Source organism: Frankia sp. AgPm24 (assembly GCF_023243055.1).
GTDB classification, from domain to species: Bacteria; Actinomycetota; Actinomycetes; order Frankiales; family Frankiaceae; genus Frankia; species Frankia umida.
The window spans coordinates 21820-40214 of the sequence record NZ_JALKFW010000200.1; the positions used below are offsets into that span (position 1 = coordinate 21820).

The window sequence follows — 18395 nt, forward strand, 5'->3', positions numbered from 1 at the left end:
GTTGGTGGATTGAACCATGCCGTCCTCGGCGTTGGCGGCACGATTCTCGACTGGGCTGGTGATCGCGCGAAGGACGGTATTGAGGCGGGTGTCGGGGCTGCCGTCGGCGGGGTGTGGGGGGTTATCGTCGGCCAGTTCAACGGGGCGGCGGTGGATCTGATCGGCGCTCTGATGGACCAGTGGCCGAAAATCTCGTCGATAACCTTCAACAAGGACCAGGTCTCGAAGGTGACTGCGATCTGTACCGTGCTGGGCGCGCTGATCGCGGTGATGGTGCTGTTGATCTCGATCGTGCGGACGCAGCTCGCGGCGGACGGCAGCTATGTGACAGCGGCGCTGGTGGGACTGGTGAAAGCGGTGATAGCAACCGCGGTCACCGCGACCGTTGTCCAGACCGCGGCCGCCGCGTCAGGCGAGATCTGTGCGTGGATCGTACGGCAGACCAACGATGACCAGAACAAGTTCATGGAGATGGTGCGAAACGTCGCGGTGAACCAGAGCAATCTCGCGTTGACGCTGGTGTTTTCCATCGTGGCCATTGTGACGGTGCTGGTGCTGTGGGCCGAGATCATGATGGTGAAGCTGGCACTCCTGGTCCTGGTCGCGACCGCTCCGCTCGGTGCCGCGGGGCTGTTGTCGGATCGCACGTCGATGTGGTGGCAGCGGCAGGCGATGGCGACGTTCCGGTTGCTTCTCGTCCCGCCCACGATCACCTTGTGTTTCTCGCTCGGGTTTGTCGAGGCGAGCCATGCGACGGGTGTCCAGTCCATGATTGTGGCGTTGATGACGCTGGCGGCGGCCGTGCTGTGCTGGCCGGCGTTGGCCCGGTTCTTCGCGGTCGACGTCGACGGTCAGGTCTCCGGTGGTCTTGGCCTGCTGATCGGCGCCGCGTCCGGGCTCGGTTCCCGCGCGTCGAGCATGAGCGGCGGGGGCGGATCCGGGGGTGGCAACCCGCTGGATCCGACGATGCTGCAGCGGATGGGTGGTGGTGGGGCCGGCGGTGGCGCGGCGGGCGCTGCGGGAGGTGCGGCGGCGGGTGCGGCGGGTTTCCTGCCGATGGCGGCCACCGCCGCGGTGGCTGCGGTGGGTGGGTTTCAGCGTCAGTTGGGCCGCACGGCGGCACATGCCGGGCTGGGTGGCATCGGCGAGTCGCCGGACACCCCCTGGCTACGTGGCCGCGGCGGCGGCCGTGGAGCCGCTCGTCCGTCCTCCGGCCGCTCGGGCGGCGGGAGGGGCAGCACAGGCGGGCCACCGGCACCCGCGCCGGTGGCGCCGTCGCCTGGATCTGTGGGCGGTGGCCCATCGCCGGCGCCGCAGGCGGAGGCAGCCGAGGCGGAGGCCCCGGTGCCGGTCGAAGACCCCGGCGTGCAGATGGGGGCGTCGGCGGTTCCCCGGCCGGGTGATGGTCTGCCGATCGCGAAGCCACCTCCCGCGCCACAGCGGGTGGTCCCGGCTGAGACCCAGCCCGGGGCCGTGCCCGCACAGGAGCAGCCGCCAGCGGCCCCCGAACCGGAGCTGGTGGCTGACGGCCGGTCTCCACGCGGCCCAGCCGTCTCACAGCCGGGACGGCCACGGCCACGGCCGATGGTGCCTCGCGGTGGGCCGGGTACCGATGGTGTGCGGTGGAAGGGACGTCCGTGACGTCGACGTGGACCGGCCACGGGCGGCAACGTGGCCGAACCGCGCTGTGGCAGCGGTCGCGGCCCCCCGTCCGATACGGCCTGGACAGCGGTGAGCGCCGGTGAGCGGGGTGGAGACATATCACGGGTGGAAGCGGGACCGGGCAGGGTCGTGGGCTCTCGGGTTGAGCCTGCCGCGGGCGTTGCTGGTCGTCGCCGCCGTGGTGATGACGGCCTACACGTTCGCCTACGGGGGGTTCGTGGCGCTGCCGGTGGTGTTGCCGGTCGCCGGGCTGATGCTGGTCGCCGCGTGGCTGCGGGTGCAGGGGCTCGCCGTCGGAGAGTGGGTGCTGCGGATGGTGCGGTTTCGGCGGGCGAAGGTACGTCGGGAGACCTGGTACGCGGGTGCGGCGTGGCAGCCGGCGGCGGACCCGCGTGATCCGGCGGGTCTTCCGCGGGGGGACCTGCCGGGGGTGCTCGCGCCCCTGCGGTTCTTGACGGAGGAATACGGCGCGGGCAGCCCGGTCGCGGTCGTGCACCATCCGTACGAGCAGACGTACACGGTGGTGCTGCACATCCAGTTTCCCGGTCTGGCACTGGCGGACGCGGCCGCGGCGGCGCGTCGGGTCGGTGCGTGGGGCGGGCTGCTCGCCGGCTGGTGCGAGGACGGCAAACCGGTGTCTCGGGTCGGGCTGTACCAGCGGTATCTGCCCGAGGACGGCGCCGAACTGGTCCAGTGGACGGCCGCGCACACCACCGCGGACGCCCCGGATCTTGCAACCCACACCGCGGCGGCGCTGCTCGGCGGCCAGCAGGTGTGGCAGTCCCGCCACGAGGCGTATCTGACGATCTCGCTGTCGCAGCAGCGGGCCCGGGCGTCGATCAAGGCGGCCGGCGGCGGGGACACCGGTGCCGCCGCGGTGCTGATTCGTGAGGTCGGCGCGGCCGGCGACCGGATGCGCTCGGCCGGCATCGAGGTCCGCCGCTGGCTGGGCGTCCGAGACCTGGCCGAGGTGATCCGCACCGCGTTCGACCCGCACGCCGCCGGCCCACGCGCCGCGCACCGGGCCGCCGCCGACGCCGAACCGGGCTGGGCCGGCGCCCCGGCCGGCGTCGACCCGGAACTGGCCGGGCCCGCGGCGGCGGAGGCGAAACTCGGCTCCTACCACCATGACGGCGGTTACTCGGTGACCTACCAGGTGTACGAGTGGCCGCGTTCCCCGGTCGCCGCGGGCGGGCTGGTGCCGGTGCTGCGTTCGACCGCGACCGCCCGGCGCGCGATCGCGATGCTCTACGAGCCGCTGCCGCCGTCACAGGCCGAACGTGCCGTGATGGGGGACATCACCCGCTCGTCGTTCTCGGTGAGCATGCGCCAGCGCACCGGCGGCGTGGTGCGCACCAGCGAACGGCAGGCCCTCGCCGACGCCCAGCGCCAGGAGTCGGAGAACGCCCTCGGCCACGGCCTGGTGAAGTTCGCCGGTTATCTCACCGTCACCGTCACCGATCCCGAACGGCTCGAGGAGGCCTGCGCGGAGCTGGAGGCAGACGCCGCCGGCCAGGGCTGCCGGCTGGTGCTACGCCGGCTGTGGATGGCCCAGGACGCCGCCTTCGCCACCACCCTCCCCCTTGGCCTGGGCCTGCCCGGCACGGGCCTGTTGGGATGAGCCGCCGCACAGGCGGCCGGCCCGCCGCCGTGTCCTCCGGTGGCCGGGACGGCCGAACGGGTCGCCGCGTCCGGGTCGACGATCTGACCTCGCTGCCGGCCCGCTCCCTCGACGAACTGCTGCCCGCGCCGCGCCGCGCACCGGCGCCGGCCGACGAGGTCGAGGCCGCGGAGGCGCCGCGGGCTTGGATGGCGCGCCGCGGCCGACGCGGGCCGTTCGGCGGGCGGGCGGCGAACACCGCCCAGGCGGCGGTGTGGCGTGGGTCGACCGCCGCCGTGCAGGGCCTCTACCCGATGCTGACCCGCGCCGGGGTGCCACCGGTCGGCGCCTACATCGGCTACGACGTCATCACCGGCTCGGCGTTCTCCTGCCATCCGGTGGAATGGCTGCGTCAGGGGCTCGTGCGCAACCCCAACCTGCTCGTCTCCGGCAGCCCCGGCGCAGGCAAGTCCGCGACGCTGAAGGCGCTGTCGCTGCGACTGTCCCAGTTCGGCGTCTCCACCCTCGTCCTCGGCGATCTCAAGGGCGAGTACGGGCCGCTGGTGGAGGCCGTCGGCGGCACCGTCAGCACCCTCGGCCCCGGCCTGCCCGGCCGCCTCAACCCCCTCGACGCCGGCCCGCTGGGCACCCGCCTACCTCGCGATCCGGGCCTGCTCACCGAACGACTCGCCGAGATCGCCCGACGCCGCCTGCGGCTGCTGGTCACCCTCGTCGGCGCCCGCACCCCCGTCGGCCCCGAGGACGAGACCGTCCTCGCCGAGGCGCTGCGCATCGCCACCGGCGAGGACCACGCCGCCACCCGCCTGGCCGACCCAACCATCCCCGACATCCACCGGGTGCTCCTCGACGCCCCCGCCGATCTCGTCACCGCCGTCCGCTGCACGTCGCAGGCCGAGTTCGTCAGCCTGTTCCGCCGGGTCACCGACGCGCTCGGCTCGATGGTCCGCAACCTCGCCGGCATCTTCGACGCCCCCACCACCGTCGCCCTCGACTTCGACACCCCCATGCAGTCCGTCGACATCTCCCGGCTGTCCCAGCGCGGCGAGGACGCCGTCGTCGTCGGCCTGTCCTGCCTGTCCACCTGGGGGCAGGCCGCCATCGACGAACCCGGACGGCTGCGGATGGTCATCCGTGACGAGGTGTGGCGCCAGCTGCGCGCCGGCATCGACTTCGTCCGCAAGATCGACTCGGACCTGCGCCTGAGCCGCGCCGAAGGCACCATCCAGGTGCTGGCCACCCACCGGTTGGCCGACTTCGAGGCGGTCGGCGCCGCCGGCTCCGAGGCAGTCGCGATCGCCCGCGAACTCGTCTCCTCCTGCGACGTGCGCATCCTGCTCGCCCAGGACACCCGGCCCCTGGCCGACCTCGCCGACGCCGTCGGCCTCACCGACTCCGAACGCACCTTGGTCGCGGCCTGGGGCGGCGGTGACCGTGGCCGCGGCCTGTGGAAGATCGCGGGGCTGGGCGGCTACCCCGTCCAGCTCGTCCTCACCGACACCGAGGCCCAGCTGTTCCACACCGACGAACGCATGGCCACCTGATGGCCGGCCCGAGCTCTTCCGCCGGAGGAAGAGGAAGCGGCGGCAGCCTGCGTGAGGGGCTGCTGGCCCCGCTGGGCATCATCGCCGCCAGCAGCGTGTTCCTGCTGTGGCGGGCCTGCACCCGGGTCGGCGGGACGGCCGGCTACGCGCTGTTCGCCGCCGCCCTGGCCGCCACCGCAGCCGTGTTCACCCTGCTCGCCCTCGGCCTGCGCAGGCTGCGCACGGGAGGATCGGCGCGGGTGCGCCGCGACGCCTCCGCCCGGGCGGTCACCGCCCGCGCCGCCCACCTGCGCCCCGACCTCGGCACGGCCGCGACCGCGACCGACGCGGCGATCCGCATCGGCAACATCGGCAACACCGGCGGCAGCGGGGTGTACGCCACGGTCGAGGACGGCTGTCTCATCGTCGGCCCGGCCCGCTCCGGCAAGACCCGCGGCCTACTCGCCGGCGCGGTGGTGGACTGGCCGGGCCCGGTCGTGGCCACCTCCATCCGCCCCGACCTCGCGGCCTGGACCGCGGCCGCCCGCGCCCGCACCCGCGGGCCGGTATGGGTGTGGAACCCCTGGCAGCCGACCCCGCCGGTCGGCGAGCCGCTGCGCTGGGACCCCACCGCCGGCGCCGACGACCCGTCCACGGCGCTGCGCCGCGGCCAGGTCCTCGCCTCCTCTGCCCAGATCGGCGCCGGCACCGAGAACGGCTCGGACTGGCGGCAGGTCTCCGCCATCGTCCTCGCCGCCTACCTGCACGCCGCCGCCCTGTCCGGGGCGTCCATGCGGGACGTGCTCGCCTGGTCCTCCGACCCTGCCGACCCCACCCCCGTCACCGCCATCCGCCGCGCGGGCCTGGCCACCCAGGCGTGGGCGGAGTCCCTCGCCCGCTACTCGACCGAGGACCCGCGGATGCAGGCGAACATCTTCTTCGGCGTCCGGCTCGCGCTCGCCTCCCTGTGGGACCCGGTCGTCCTCGACGCCGCCTGCCCACCGGCCGGCACCGGCTTCGACCCCGCCGGGCTGCTCGCCGGCGGCACCGTCCACATCCAGGGCACCCCCGCCTCCCAGGAGACGATCGGCCCGCTGACCGCCCTGCTCGTCGACGAGATCATCGAAGCCGGCCTGCAACGCGCCGCCACCTCACCCGGCGGACGGCTCACCCCACCGCTGGGCCTCATGCTCGACGAGGCGGCCAACATCGCCGCCCTGCCCCGCCTGCCTGATCTGTTCAGCTACGGCGGCGGCTCGGGAGTGTTCCTCATGGCCGTCCTGCAGTCACTGAACCAGGCCCGCCGGTCCTGGGGCGAGCACGCTGCCAAGGCGATGTGGGACGCCGCCACCTACAAGATCATCCTGCCTGGCGTCTCCGATGTGGGCGACCTTGAGGACCTGTCGAAGATCGCTGGCGAGTACGACGAACCCATCGCCTCGGTCTCCACTCGCGGCGGCCTGTTCGGCGGGGCCGCCGGCCCCGACCAGGTCAGCATCAGCCCCCGACGCCGCCGCGTCCTGGAACCCGACGAGATCCGCAACGCCCCCCTCGGCAACGCCCTGCTGCTCCCCCGGTCAGCACCCCCGACCTGGATCCGCCTCCAGCAGGTCGACCGACGTCGCGACGGCGCCCAGCTACGCGCCGACCACGACGCCTACTACCCCCACGGAGTGACCAGCCCATGACCGCTCCCGCCCGCAGCCAGATGGACGAGCTGCTCGACGTCGTCTCCCAGCTCGTCGACCGCGTCCTACAGCTGGAAGAACAGGGCGCCCGGCAGCTCACCCGTAGGAGGGGTCGGCCCGGGACGCCGTTTCGCTGGGAGGACCTCGACCCCGAACAGACCCGGGAGACCTGGCAGGAGCTCGGGGACTGGGTATCGTGGTTGCGCGGACGCTTTCGCATCGACGACATTCCACCCTGTTGGTACCGCCATGGTGACCTCGTCGAAGAACTGACCGCTCTATGGCTGGCCTGGGAGGGCTCCTACCAGGCCGACGCGCGATTCGACGATCCGATCCGCTGGCTTGACTGGCTGGCCCGCGCACGGACCCACTTCGCCCGACGATCTCCCCGCTGCGGAGCCGGTACCCACAAGGAATACGGCCTGGGACCGGGCCATGACGACAGCGATTTCGCCGCGTTCGTCGCCCGGCGCAGCGCCGACGCCATAATGGTCGCAACGGTCGGAATCTGAGTATCCCGGCGCCCGCCGGTGACGTCTTCGGGAAACGGAATGGCGATGAGCAACGAGACTCTCCCGCAGGTTCGGATCGACCTGCTTGTTCTTTACTGCTCCGACCTGCCGTCATGCCATGATTTCTACCGGAATCTTGGCCTGGTGTTCGAGCGTGAACGCCATGGCGGTGGCCCTGAGCACTACGCTGCGACTCTGGCCGCCGATGCCGTCCTTGAGCTCTATCCAGCGGGTTCCGGTGCGGCGACCAAGCGGGTGAGGGTGGGTCTGACCATCTCCCACTCCGGCCTGCGGGCTCCCCTTCTTACCCCCGGCTCACACGTCCTTCATGATCCCGAGGGTCGTACCGTTGATCTGCACGTCATCCCATGAACACGACTGACGAGGAGTCCACCGTGGTTGATTATGCGTCCTTGGCCCGTGCCTTCCTCGGCGCGGACATCGTGACGACGATCGAGTCGTTCCCGTCCGGGGCGGTCACCATAGACATCCGTGCCGGCGATCGCCATGCGTCTATCGCCGGCAGGCCTGCCGCTGCGGAATGGGGGGTGTCGATCGACCCGCCCCCGGAGCAGGCATTTACCGGATATGAGCAGGTAGCACCTTCGGTCGAAGCGGCCTTCACTCTCGTCCGTGACGCCTTCGGCATCAGTCAGGAACCGAGAGGGGGCGGAGCATGAGCGCATCGCAGCCACTGCCCTTACCTGAGCGCCTGCAAATCTTCTACCAGCGCCTGGACGAACTGCCGCCGCCGACCAGCGCGCAGGAAGCACTGGAACAGCTCAACGCCACCCTGGAGGCGGTTGAGGACGAACATAGTGGCGTGCCCCGTAACCCCGATCCGGGGCTCAAGTTCGACGGCCGGATGTACCCACCCCGCGACGACTACATCACTCGCCAACCCGATGGTGGCCTTGTGGCAATCACCAAGGGCAACAGGATTGAGATCGGACCCACCGGCGAAACGACGATCCTGAGCCGAAGGTCGGGAGAAACCGTTTACCGGCGGCCCGCCGCAGAGCCGGCCGCAGTAATCGATCGGGGTGTTTCTGATCGGATCAGGGACCTGCGGCACCGACTGGCGCAGACGTCCCCCGAGCCGGCGCCGCAGCAGAGGTCCGGTCCTGTGCGCGAACATCCCTCTCCGGGACCGGAGTCAGACCGGGACATGAACGTGGAAGGACCTGGCCTCCTGGATTGAGACCGCAGGGTCTCGTCTGGAGAACAGCCTGGCTCTGTGCCGGGCGACGACTGCTTCCTTTGTCACAACCGTCGCCCGGCCGGCGAGGGACTCCCGTCCCGGGGGAAGGAGGGAGCCCCGCGCCTGTACTTGGGCTCGGTGGTCAGGCGCCCTTGGAGGCTTCGAGGGCCTCGAAGGTCTTCTTCCAGGGGAACATGGCCTTCCAGGCATCGATGTCCGGGACGTCCTCGAGGATGACGTCCTCGTAGTCGAAGATGACCTGGACGCCCCAGGAACGCAGGGTGGCGATGTTGGCCAAAAACGCCGGGTGCTTGGCGTGGGTGGGGTTCGGCGGCAGGGCGATGATGATCGGGATGCCGGAGCCGATGGTCTCGTTGAGCAGGCTCAGCGCCAGGGTGTCGGAGATGCCGCCGGCGAACTTGTTCACGGTGTTGAAGGTGGCCGGGGCGACGACGACGGCGTCGGGGATCGGGCGTTCCTCCTCGTCGTCCTCGACCAGGACGTACTCGCTGCGTACGGCGTAGCCGGTGAGCTCGGCGAGCGCGCCGGTGTCGAGGAACTTCAACGAGGCCGGCGTGGCGACGATCCGGGTGTCCCACCCGGCGGCCTTCGCCTGCGAGACGAAGTCGGGCACGTCGTCGGCGGGGTAACCGCCGCCGCAGACAACGATGTAGAGCGCGCGCGTGTCAACAGTCATGGCATGCACCTATCTCGAGGCCGTGCGCCCCTCGGAGCCCGAGGACGGCCTTGCGGACGTGAGCCTGGGAGGGCGGCCGTGGTGGGCCGCCGCCCGGTGGACGTGAACCGTGAAGCACCGGTCGTGAACTGTGGGACCGGTCGTGCGATCTGGGCCGGGGTACATCGTCCGCCCGGATCCGCGAGATTTCGGCCGAATCCGCAAACGCCGCCGATGTTCTGAGCAAAGGTCCCGTCCGGACCGGTCACGATGGCCCGGTCAGCCGGGCTACGAGTCCGATGCGGCCGCCGCGGGTAAGGGTGGCCTCAGATACGGGTGAAGGCCTGGGCGTCGCGGCGGAAACGGTCGAGTTCGGTGAGGCTGATCGTCGGACGGGCGGCGCGGGCGGCCTCGAGGAGGTCCTCGGTGCGCAGCGGCGTGGTCGGGGTGGCCGGGGTGCCACCGTGCGGTCCGGCCGCGTCCGAGTCGGGCTTGCCGGCCTCGTCCGCCCCGCCCGTGCCGGCCAGGGTCAGCGACGCCAATCCCGACCCACCGGTGAGAGCGGCCCGGGTACTGTCGGCCGCCCGGTGGAAGGCCGCCGCGGCGGAACGCTGCACGACCGCGGACAGGTCCGCCGGGGTGAACAGGTCGGTCGCGGCGACCACCGCGTCCAGGTCGATCTCCTCCTTGTTGGCGACCCGCTCCAACAGGCCGGCGAGCAGCACCCGCCGTCCGGTCGCGTCCGGCGGGCCGACCGGCAGCACCAGGTCGAACCGGCCGGGCCGGACGAACGCCGGGTCCAGCGCGGACACCGCGTTCGTCGCGCAGATCAGCAGCCGTCCAGCCACCCCACGGAACGCCGGGATGGCCTTGAGCAGTTCGTTGACGACCGACTGGTTCTCCGGCCGGGTCTCCCGCGACTGCGCGATCTCATCGACCTCGTCGATGAACACCACGACCCGCTCGACACCCATCAGGTCGTGGATGGCCGAACGCAGCTCCGAGGCCAGCCCGGCCGCGCCGGACGCCAGCCGCGACGGCAGCAGTTCGACGAACGGCCACTCCAACCGGGCGGCCACTGCCCGGGCGAACGAGGTCTTGCCCGTCCCGGGCGGCCCGAACAGCAGCATCGCCGTGGGAATGACCACGCCGTAGGCCTCGGCGAGTTCACGTTCACGCACCGGCAGCAGCAGCCGCTGCTCGATGAGCGCCCGCTCCTCGGTCATCCCGGCCAGGTTCGACCACTCGGATGTGCTCAGCAGCGCCCCACCCCACCGCTCGACGGTCGACACGTCCGCCGGGCGCAGCGGGATCTCCTTGTCGTAGAGCACCTGACCGGTGGCGGTGAACCCGCGGTGCAGGAACGCCTCCTCATCGGTCTGACCCGGGGTGATCAGGGTGGTGATGCGCCGGCAGCCCGCGTGCAGCAGCTGGTTCTCCACCGACTGCAACAGCCCCGAGCCGATCCCGTGATGCCGCCAGGCCGGTGCGATCGCGACGGTGAGGACGCGACCCTGACCGCCCTCCTTGCGTCCGACGGCAGCGCCCACGATGTGCTCACCGGCGACGGCCACGACCGCCGGGCTCTCCGCGTCCGGCCCCTCGTGACGCAGGGCCAGTACCGTGTCGGTCAGGTTGATCGGCGGACCGCCGGGTGTGCTGCGTACCTCCTCGAACAGACGGACGGTGGCAGCGTAGTCGACGGTCTCGTAGGGACGAATGTGCCATATGGGCACGCTGGCTCCTCAGGGTCGCTCACCGACGGATCGTCCCTACCGACTCTCGTCGCCCAGAGTGACTATTTAGCCGGGACCGTTGGGGCGATCTCGCGGGACCTTAGGACCGCCACCCATGGCCATTGGCGCTGTGAGCGCTCACCGGTGGTCCCCTCGCCAGGGTCGCCGACGTGTCGGCAAGGCTGTGACCTGCGGCTCTGTTGGTCGGGTACCCGCAGGCGGGCGAGTTGCCGGCGGCTCGTGTGACTCTCGTCCCCGCCACCTTCGACGCCTTGCCCGCGTCCCGCCCGTCCGGGCAGATGGTGGACAGTCCGTGATGACCTACTTTCTGTGGCCCGCTCTCCGGTCGGTGCGCTCGACCGTGGCCGGATTGCGGTCAGGATCACGAGATGCCGAGGTCTGTTCCGGGATTTCGGCCTCGAGAATCCGAACAACCCTCGGCATGTCGCCGAACAATCCTCGGCCTGTGGTCCGATGGTCTTCGGTATCTGATCGGAGGGCTCGCGGCGCACCTGTCGGATGGCTCTCGGTGTTCTCCTGTGTACCGGGATGCTGGTCGCGCCGAGAGGTGCGGGCGGGGTGGGGATCGGGTGGGGTGGGAATCAGGCGGTGGTGAGGAGACAGGTGCAGGTGCCGTGGGCGATGAGTTTGCCGTCCGCGTTGGTGACGGAGGATTCGGCGGTGGCGGTGCGGCGCCCGACGTGGATGGTTCTGGCCTCACAGGTGACCTGATCCGCCGTCAGGCTCAGTGGACGAACGAAGTTCACTTTGAGCTCGAGGGTCGTGTAATAGCTGTCGGCTGGAATCCTGGTGTACACCGCACTTCCCATAGCGGTGTCCATCAGGGTGGCGATGACACCACCGTGCACCGTGAGCATGGCGTTCGCCGCGGCGGGGGACGGGCGGAAGGTCCACACGCTGCGTCCGACCTCGAGGGTCGCGAGGTGGATACCGAGGGAATGTCCGACGCCGACGTTCTCGGCGAGGCCCTGCTCGAGCAGGGTCCGCAGGTCCGCGATGCGCTGGTCGATCCCTGCGGTGCCGTTGTGGTCCACGCCTCAACCTCCAGTGGGTGGCGGCGGCGCCGCGGGGCGGGGTCCGCGCCATCTCGACGACATGCGCTCGACAGATCCGCCAAGAAGGCCGATCTGTCGAGACGATAGCCACGTTGCCGGCGGGAGTTCACGCGCCAGCCGGCGGCGGGGAAACGGCGGATGAACGCCGGGAGAAGGTGGACCGTCCGTCCGGTGATGGGGCGCGTAAGAATAGATGAACGCCGGGGAATGGCGTCCAGAACAATACGCGAAAATGTGCCGAGCGATCGGCCTGTACGGCTCATTGCGGACGACGATGGATCGATAGAAGAGATAGTGCGTGCGTTGACCTGCTGGTGGCCGATTGTCAGTCTTGGTGGCGGCACTGGGAACGTCGATGTCCTTCGATGGAACGCGCTCCGCCCCTGCTCCACACCGCCCCGCCATGAATGGTTTACCCAGGCAGCATCTGTGCGTTGCCGGGTCATCCGAGCAGCTGACGATCGACCAGACGCGAGAGGGGTGTGTCGTGCCGGACGCCCGAGCCGAACATCCTCCGTGGGTCATGCCGGCGCCGATGCCAGCGCTGGTGTCGCGGGCCGGGGCGGAGCGTCGGGGGCACGGTGGCGGCCCGCGGCCCGGGTTGGAGTGCCATCTGCTTTCGCTCGCGGATCTGGCGGCACTCCGGCGCGATCCGGACGCGGTGGACGCGGTGGATGCGGTGGGGCGGGCGGGCGGTCGAAACCGGACGTTGGTGCGTCGGGTCGGGCGCCTGCTGCTGGCGACGGTCCTCGCCGACCATCATGCTGCCGCGCCCGGGGTACTCAGGGTCACGGCGGGTGGACGTCCGGTGGCGCCCGGCGAGCGGGCCGAGGGGGCGCGGGCGGGGATCGCGCATGACGGGGGAGTGCTGGTCGTCGGCTTTCATCCGGCGGGCTGCGCGGTGGACGTCGAGGACACGCCGGTGTCGTTGATCGCCGAGGTGGCCGGTCGGTTCTGCGGAACCGCCGAACGGCGGTCGCTGCCGGCGGGCGCGGCGGTGCGCGGGGTGTGGACGGCGAAGGAGGCCGTCGCGAAGTACACCGGCCTCGGCCTGCGGGCGGGGCTGCGCACGATCACCTTCGACGGCGACCCGCTCGCCGGCTGGGTTCGCTCGCATCACCCGGGGACGCGTCGACCGCCGCTGTGCCGGGTGGTCGCCACCGGCCGGCGTCACCTCGCCTTCGCCGTCGGCTCCAGCTCCAGCTCCGGCATCGGATCGGTGGCCGCTCCGGTCGTCGAGGTGCACCGGTGGGTCCCTGACCTCGACCTCGGCGCGGACGGTGGTGGCGGTTCGCTTCGCCTGGTCCGCGCCCGTCTCGCGCCGTCCGGGGAGCTGACCGAGCTGGCCGATGCCGTGGGCGCGGTCGCGGCGCCGCCTCGGACGGGCACCGGCCCACAGCGGACCCGCACGTCGCTTACCAGCCCTGGAACGACGACCAGCCCTGGACGGGAGCATCCCTGATGCGTGGCCTGACGTTGCCCGGCGCCCTTGACGAGGCGGCGGCGGCACATCCGGACGCCGCTGTGACCTTCCCCAGTTCGGCGGAGCGGGTACGACTCGCCGACCTCGCTGCAGCCAGCGTCGACCTGGCCCGCGGCCTGATCGCCGATGGTGTGGGCTTCGGCGAGCGGGTCGGGGTGTACAGCCGCAACAACGCCGACTTCCTCGTCGCCGTCATAGGTGCGTCCCGCGCGGGGGCCGTCGCCTGCCCGCTGCCGATGCCGACCTCGGCGGCCGATCTGGCCGGCTACGCGAGCCGCCTGCACGCCATCACGTCCGCGGCCTCGATCCGCCGGGTGCTGGTCGGCGCCGGCGTGGACGGCATCGTCCGCCGGCTCGGCCCGGTTCTGCCGGACCTCGACTTCCTCGGCGTCACCATGCTGACGAAGGCCGGCTCCGCCCGCGCGGGGTTGCCGACGGTGACACCGGCGGACGTGGCGATCGTGCAGTTCACGTCGGGCAGCACCGCGGTACCGAAAGGCGTGGTGCTCACACACCGTAACGTCGTGCATGGGACGGCGGCGATCGTCGACGGGATCGAGCTCGGCCAGCCCGGCGACCACGGGGCGACCTGGCTGCCGCTCTACCACGACATGGGGCTGTTCGGGACGCTCGCCGCGGTGCTGATCGGTACGCCGATGACGGTGTGGTCGCCGTCCACGTTCATCAAGAATCCGGCCGGCTGGCTGCGCGCGTTCGCCGAGTTGGGCTGCACCGTCGCGCCGTCGCCGAACTTCGGGTACGACGCGCTGCTCGCCGCCGTCGGGCCCGACGAGCTGACCGACCTCGATCTGCGGCGCTGGCGGATCGCGTTCAACGGCGCCGAACCGGTGAACCCGATCACCGTCGAACGGTTCGCGGCGCGGTTCGGCCCGGCCGGGTTCGCACCCGAGACGATGTTCCCCGTCTACGGCATGGCCGAGGCGACCCTCGCCGTCACGTTCCCGCGGCTGGGCCGTCGGCCGACGACGACCTGGGTCGACCGCGAACGCCTGGCCCGGGACGGCCTGGCGCTGCCGGCCGCGGCGGGCGCACCCGGCTCCCGTGGCCTGGTCGGCCTTGGCCGGCCCGTGCGGGGGATGCGGGTGCGCATCGTGGACGAGCACGGTCACGCGCTACCCGACGGCACCGTCGGCGAGATCGAGATCGCCGGGGACGCCGTCACCGCCGGCTACCTCACCGCTGATGCCGATGCCGTTGGCGTTGGTGGCGGTGGCGGCCTGGGTGGCGGTGGCGCTCTGGCGCCGGGGCTCGCGCCGGGACTGTCGGCGGCACCGGATCCGGCGGCGGCGCTGGTGTCGCGGCCGACATCGGCCACCGGCGGCTGGCTGGCCACCGGAGACCTTGGCTTCCTGGTCGGCGAGGAGCTGTACATCAGCGGCCGACGCAAGGAAATGATCATTATTCGGGGGGTGAACTACTACCCCGAGGACGCGGAGGCGCTCGTCCGGGACGCACCGGGCATCCATCGCCGCCGCTGCGTCGCGGTGACCGACACCGACGACACCGGCGCCGAGGCACTCACCGTGATCGCCGAGACCACGCTCGAGTCGGCCGCCGACCGGATCGCGCTGGCCACACGGCTACGTGCGGCGATCGGTGCGGCGCTCGGGCTCGCCGAGGTGTCCGTGCGTCTGGTCGCCCCGGATGTGCTGCCCCGCACGTCCAGCGGCAAGTTCCGCCGTGTCGAGGCCCGTGACCTGGCCCGAGCCCAACCCCGATGAGTCCGGTGCCCCTGATGAACCCGGTGCCCCTGACGAACCCGGTGACCCGTCCGGCCCCCGACGGAGGTTGATCCATCCGATGCACGGCTATGACGTCTTTCGCCATTACGAACGCAAACGTTGGACGATCGAGGATCTCCCCTTCGACGAGATCGACCCCGACCAGGTGCGGCCCGAGTACGTCACGATGGTCAAGAGCTCGGTGATGGGCGAGGCGAACTCGATCGCCGCCCAGCACGGCTTCCTCAACGAGTTCGACGACTACGACTTCTCGGCGTTCGTCGCCGTCTGGGGTTACGAGGAGCTCCAGCACCACTTCGCCTTCCGGACCTGGCTGGACGCCGTCGGGGTGAGCATGCCCAGTGGCCCGGTCGAGGCGATGCGTGCCCCGTACGGGCCAGGTACCACCCCGTGCGCCACCCTCGCCACGAACATCATCTCCGAGCTGACCGTCAACCACGTCTACCGTTCGGTCGCCGCATGGGTGCAGGAGCCGGTGCTGCGCGGGCTGATGCTGCGGGCCAGCCGGGACGAGGCCGGGCACGCCCGCGAGTTCGTGCACTACGCCCGCCAGCGCCTCCAGCGGCATCCCGACGAGCTGCCCTCGGTGCTCGAGACGCTGTACGTGTACACCTCCGAGCAGCGCATCAAGCATCCCGTCGGGGTGTTCAAGAGCGGGCTCGCCGAGGTCGAGAACCACGAGACCATCGACACCGCCTTCGACATGTTCCTCGCCGGCATCGCCACCGAGGGCGAACTCGACCGGCTCCAGGACAACATCCGCCGCGCCTTCTCGGCCCTGACCGGCCTGGACGTCAGCACCAACTCCCGCGTTCGCCGTCGACTCGCCGAGGCCCTGGCATGACCACCACCGAACCCGCACCCACCGCGGACGAGGCGGACGGCGGGACGGGCCCGCGGATGCCGTGGTCGGTGCTCGAGGACTACCGGTGTTTCGGCTGCTCACCCCACAACCCGCATGGGATCGCGCTGCAGTTCACCGAGCATCCCGAGGGGCTCTCGACCACGTTCCGGCTCGGCCGCAGCTACGAGTCCTACCCGGGGGTGGTGCACGGCGGGCTGCTGGGCGTCGTCGTCGACGAGACGATGGGCAACCTCATCGTCGTGCGCACCGGGCAGATCGCGTTCACCGTCAGCATGCGGCTGCGCTATCTCGCCCCGGTCAACGTCGGCGCCGAATACCTCTGTGTGGCCCGGTTGGGCCAGGGTGCCGACGGACCGCTGACCAGCACGTCCGCGGAGATCCTCGACGCGCACGGCGCCACCGTCGTGACCGCCACCGCGAGCTATCGCAACGTCTCGTTCGGCGTCGCCCAGGACCGCATCACCCTGAGCGCCCCGGAAGCCACCCGCCTCGGCCAGGCCCTGACCACCGCCGAAGCCCAGCACCAGCCCGTCCCACAGCACCAGCCTGCCCCGCAGCACCAGTCGACCACGAAGGAGCCGCAGTGAGCATTGACGTCGACGGCGTCGTCCGTCAGATCACCGAGATCGTGGCCACCGAACTCGGCGTGGCCGTGGACATCCTCACCCCCGACACCGACCTGCGCGCCATCGAGGGCGCCGACTCGGTGCGGCTGCTGCGTGTGGTCGCCAAGGTCGAGCAGACCTGGGACGTCGAACTCGAGGACGACGAGGTCTTCGGCGTCGCCTCGATCGCGGACCTGGCCAAGGTCGTCACCGCCGCACTGCGGGTGCAGGCCGCATGAGCACCATCGCCGAGGCCAGCCCCGCCGCCGAACGGACACAGCCGGGGCAGACCAACCAGCACTACGACCTCGACCCGGAGATCTTCGGGCTTTTCCTCGACCCGCTGCGCAAGTACTCCTCCGGGCTCTACCGCACCGAGCCGATCACGCTCGCCCAGGCGCAGGTCGCGAAGCTGCACTTCGTCGCCGACCTGCTGCGGCTCACCCCCGGGTCGCGGCTGCTCGACGTCGGTTGCGGCTGGGGTTCGCTCATCCTGTTCATGGCCCGCGAGTACGACGCGCGGGTGACGGGGATCAGCCCCGCCGGGCGTCAGCACGAGTACATCGCCACCCGGGCCGCCCAGCTCGGCGTGATCGACCGGGTCACCACCACCGTCGGCCGGTTCGAGGACGCCACCCTGCCCGAGCGTTCGTTCGACGCCGTCACCATGCTCGGCTCGATCGTGCACATGCCGGACGTCGACCTCGCCGTGCGCCGAGCGCGTGCGATGCTGCGCCGCGGCGGCCGGTACTACGTCTCCGAGACGTGCTTTCGCAACGCCGCCGCCCGCGACGAGTTCGACCGCCGGGCCGGCACCGAGTTCGTCCGCAACTCCATCTTCGGCTGGGGTGACATGCGTCCGCTGTCCGAACTGGTCCGCGCGGTCGAGGACGCCGGCTTCTCCGTGGACGGCGTCGAGGACCTCACCGAGGACTACCGCCGCACCATCGAGGACTGGCTGCTGCGCGTCGAGGAGTCCGCGGCCGCGATCGACGAGCTGCGCCCCGGGATGGCGGCGGCCCTCACCCGCTACCTCGAGGTGGCGAACGCCGGATGGGGCTTCACCACCAAGCACTACGCGCTGGTCTGCCGCAATGGTCGCTGAGGTGGGTGGGCTGCCGACGTCGGCTCGGGCGATGCCGGTGCGGTCGATCGGGCTGCCGGCGGACGACCTGGACCGGTCGGTCACCGCGTTCATGGCCGCCACGCCGGTGACGCGGCGCTGGGACGTCGAACGGGACTTCGACTGGGGCGCCGCCGACGCGAACCGGCTCACCGACGGTCAGCGTTCCGCCGTCCGGTTCATCACGTTCATCGAGGATCATCTGCCCGGCTACTTCGCCCTGTACAGCAGCCGGTTCCCGCTGGACGCCGACACCGACGTCGAGACGTTCCTGCTCAACCGGGAGATCTACCACTTCACCGTGCGCTGGGCGCAGGAGGAGGACAGCCACGCCCGTGCGCTGTTCCGCTACCAGGTCGAATCGGGTATCTCGGCGGCCGAACCGCTGCGCCGGGAGCTGGCCGAGGAAGGGCGCAAGCAGTTCAGCCTGCCGCACGAGCATCCCGCGGCGCTGTTCGCCTACACCCTGGTCCAGGAGAAGGCGACGCAGATCTACTACCAGAACCTCAAGGCCGTCGTCGGTGACCCGGTGCTCGCCGAGGTGCTCAACCGGCTGAGCCGGGACGAGGCGCGCCACTTCACCTTCATGGCCGACATGGTCGAGAACTACCTGCACCACTACGGCGATTCCGTCGTCGAACCGATCCGCGAGGCGATCGCCCAGTTCCGGATGCCGCTGGCCGACACCCTGCGCGGCTACTGGCGCTGGGCGCTGCGCATCGCAGACACCGCCCACTACGACCACACCGAGGCCTACGAGCACCTGGTGCGGGTGGTCCGCCGCGCGGTCGACGCGCCCTCCGACCGGGTCGACGAGCTCGACCGCTTCGTCCGCGCCTGCCGTGCCCTGCCCGCCTGACTCCC

The 18395-nt window shown here is 71.1% G+C and carries 18 protein-coding genes; 15 read left to right on the plus strand and 3 right to left on the minus strand.

Annotation, left to right across the window (positions count from 1 at the left end; genetic code table 11):
• Positions 1-9 precede the first annotated feature (9 nt).
• The 8 genes from MXD61_RS17200 to MXD61_RS17235 all read left to right on the plus strand — a co-directional run bounded on the left by MXD61_RS17200 (position 10) and on the right by MXD61_RS17235 (position 8204).
• Positions 10-1641 (plus strand): hypothetical protein, encoded by a 1632-nt coding sequence (locus tag MXD61_RS17200; RefSeq protein ID WP_248814471.1) that lies wholly within the window; start codon positions 10-12, stop codon positions 1639-1641.
• 109 nt (positions 1642-1750) lie between these two features.
• Complete coding sequence (locus MXD61_RS17205; protein ID WP_374629120.1) at positions 1751-3283, plus strand: SCO6880 family protein; 1533 nt, start codon at positions 1751-1753, stop codon at positions 3281-3283.
• The gene (locus tag MXD61_RS17210) at positions 3280-4824 is read left to right on the plus strand and encodes a hypothetical protein (RefSeq protein ID WP_248814475.1); all 1545 of its coding nucleotides are present in this window, start codon (positions 3280-3282) and stop codon (positions 4822-4824) included. The genes MXD61_RS17205 and MXD61_RS17210 overlap by 4 nt, the downstream gene beginning before the upstream one ends.
• On the plus strand, positions 4824-6491 hold the full coding sequence (locus MXD61_RS17215) for a type IV secretory system conjugative DNA transfer family protein (RefSeq protein ID WP_248814477.1): 1668 nt from the start codon (positions 4824-4826) through the stop codon (positions 6489-6491). The genes MXD61_RS17210 and MXD61_RS17215 overlap by 1 nt, the downstream gene beginning before the upstream one ends.
• The gene (locus MXD61_RS17220) at positions 6488-7003 is read left to right on the plus strand and encodes a hypothetical protein (protein WP_248814479.1); all 516 of its coding nucleotides are present in this window, start codon (positions 6488-6490) and stop codon (positions 7001-7003) included. Before MXD61_RS17215 ends, MXD61_RS17220 begins: the two co-directional genes overlap by 4 nt.
• A 45-nt stretch (positions 7004-7048) precedes the next feature.
• The gene (locus tag MXD61_RS17225; protein WP_248814481.1) at positions 7049-7375 is read left to right on the plus strand and encodes a VOC family protein; all 327 of its coding nucleotides are present in this window, start codon (positions 7049-7051) and stop codon (positions 7373-7375) included.
• Positions 7372-7683 carry a hypothetical protein gene (locus MXD61_RS17230; protein WP_248814483.1) on the plus strand — a complete coding sequence of 104 codons (312 nt, stop codon included), beginning with the start codon at positions 7372-7374 and terminating at the stop codon, positions 7681-7683. Before MXD61_RS17225 ends, MXD61_RS17230 begins: the two co-directional genes overlap by 4 nt.
• Positions 7680-8204 carry a hypothetical protein gene (locus MXD61_RS17235; RefSeq protein ID WP_248814485.1) on the plus strand — a complete coding sequence of 175 codons (525 nt, stop codon included), beginning with the start codon at positions 7680-7682 and terminating at the stop codon, positions 8202-8204. Before MXD61_RS17230 ends, MXD61_RS17235 begins: the two co-directional genes overlap by 4 nt.
• A gap of 142 nt (positions 8205-8346) precedes the next feature.
• Here the strand turns inward: MXD61_RS17235 and MXD61_RS17240 are convergent, their stop codons facing one another.
• The 3 genes from MXD61_RS17240 to MXD61_RS17250 all read right to left on the minus strand — a co-directional run bounded on the left by MXD61_RS17240 (position 8347) and on the right by MXD61_RS17250 (position 11671).
• Positions 8347-8901: a flavoprotein gene (locus tag MXD61_RS17240; protein WP_248814486.1), complete on the minus strand. Its 555-nt coding sequence runs from the start codon at positions 8899-8901 to the stop codon at positions 8347-8349.
• A 305-nt stretch (positions 8902-9206) separates the two neighbouring features.
• On the minus strand, positions 9207-10616 hold the full coding sequence (locus tag MXD61_RS17245; protein ID WP_248814487.1) for an ATP-binding protein: 1410 nt from the start codon (positions 10614-10616) through the stop codon (positions 9207-9209).
• Between the two features lie 602 nt (positions 10617-11218).
• Positions 11219-11671 carry a PaaI family thioesterase gene (locus tag MXD61_RS17250; RefSeq protein ID WP_248814488.1) on the minus strand — a complete coding sequence of 151 codons (453 nt, stop codon included), beginning with the start codon at positions 11669-11671 and terminating at the stop codon, positions 11219-11221.
• A 508-nt stretch (positions 11672-12179) separates the two neighbouring features.
• Here MXD61_RS17250 and MXD61_RS17255 point away from each other — a divergent pair.
• The 7 genes from MXD61_RS17255 (at position 12180) to MXD61_RS17285 (ending at position 18390) form a co-directional block, all read left to right on the plus strand.
• Positions 12180-13154 carry a 4'-phosphopantetheinyl transferase superfamily protein gene (locus tag MXD61_RS17255; RefSeq protein ID WP_248814489.1) on the plus strand — a complete coding sequence of 325 codons (975 nt, stop codon included), beginning with the start codon at positions 12180-12182 and terminating at the stop codon, positions 13152-13154.
• Positions 13154-14917: an AMP-binding protein gene (locus MXD61_RS17260; RefSeq protein ID WP_248814490.1), complete on the plus strand. Its 1764-nt coding sequence runs from the start codon at positions 13154-13156 to the stop codon at positions 14915-14917. The genes MXD61_RS17255 and MXD61_RS17260 overlap by 1 nt, the downstream gene beginning before the upstream one ends.
• Before the next feature lie 79 nt (positions 14918-14996).
• Entirely contained in the window at positions 14997-15782 is a 786-nt protein-coding gene (locus tag MXD61_RS17265) for a ferritin-like domain-containing protein (RefSeq protein ID WP_248814491.1), read from the plus strand.
• Complete coding sequence (locus tag MXD61_RS17270) at positions 15779-16390, plus strand: PaaI family thioesterase (RefSeq protein ID WP_248814493.1); 612 nt, start codon at positions 15779-15781, stop codon at positions 16388-16390. The genes MXD61_RS17265 and MXD61_RS17270 overlap by 4 nt, the downstream gene beginning before the upstream one ends.
• Positions 16387-16647, plus strand: coding sequence for an acyl carrier protein (locus tag MXD61_RS17275; RefSeq protein ID WP_248814495.1), 261 nt, complete (start codon positions 16387-16389; stop codon positions 16645-16647). Before MXD61_RS17270 ends, MXD61_RS17275 begins: the two co-directional genes overlap by 4 nt.
• A complete protein-coding gene (locus MXD61_RS17280) occupies positions 16644-17513 on the plus strand; it encodes a cyclopropane-fatty-acyl-phospholipid synthase family protein (RefSeq protein ID WP_248814498.1) in 870 nt (289 codons plus the stop codon). The genes MXD61_RS17275 and MXD61_RS17280 overlap by 4 nt, the downstream gene beginning before the upstream one ends.
• Positions 17503-18390: an acyl-ACP desaturase gene (locus MXD61_RS17285; RefSeq protein WP_374629107.1), complete on the plus strand. Its 888-nt coding sequence runs from the start codon at positions 17503-17505 to the stop codon at positions 18388-18390. Before MXD61_RS17280 ends, MXD61_RS17285 begins: the two co-directional genes overlap by 11 nt.
• Positions 18391-18395 lie beyond the last annotated feature (5 nt).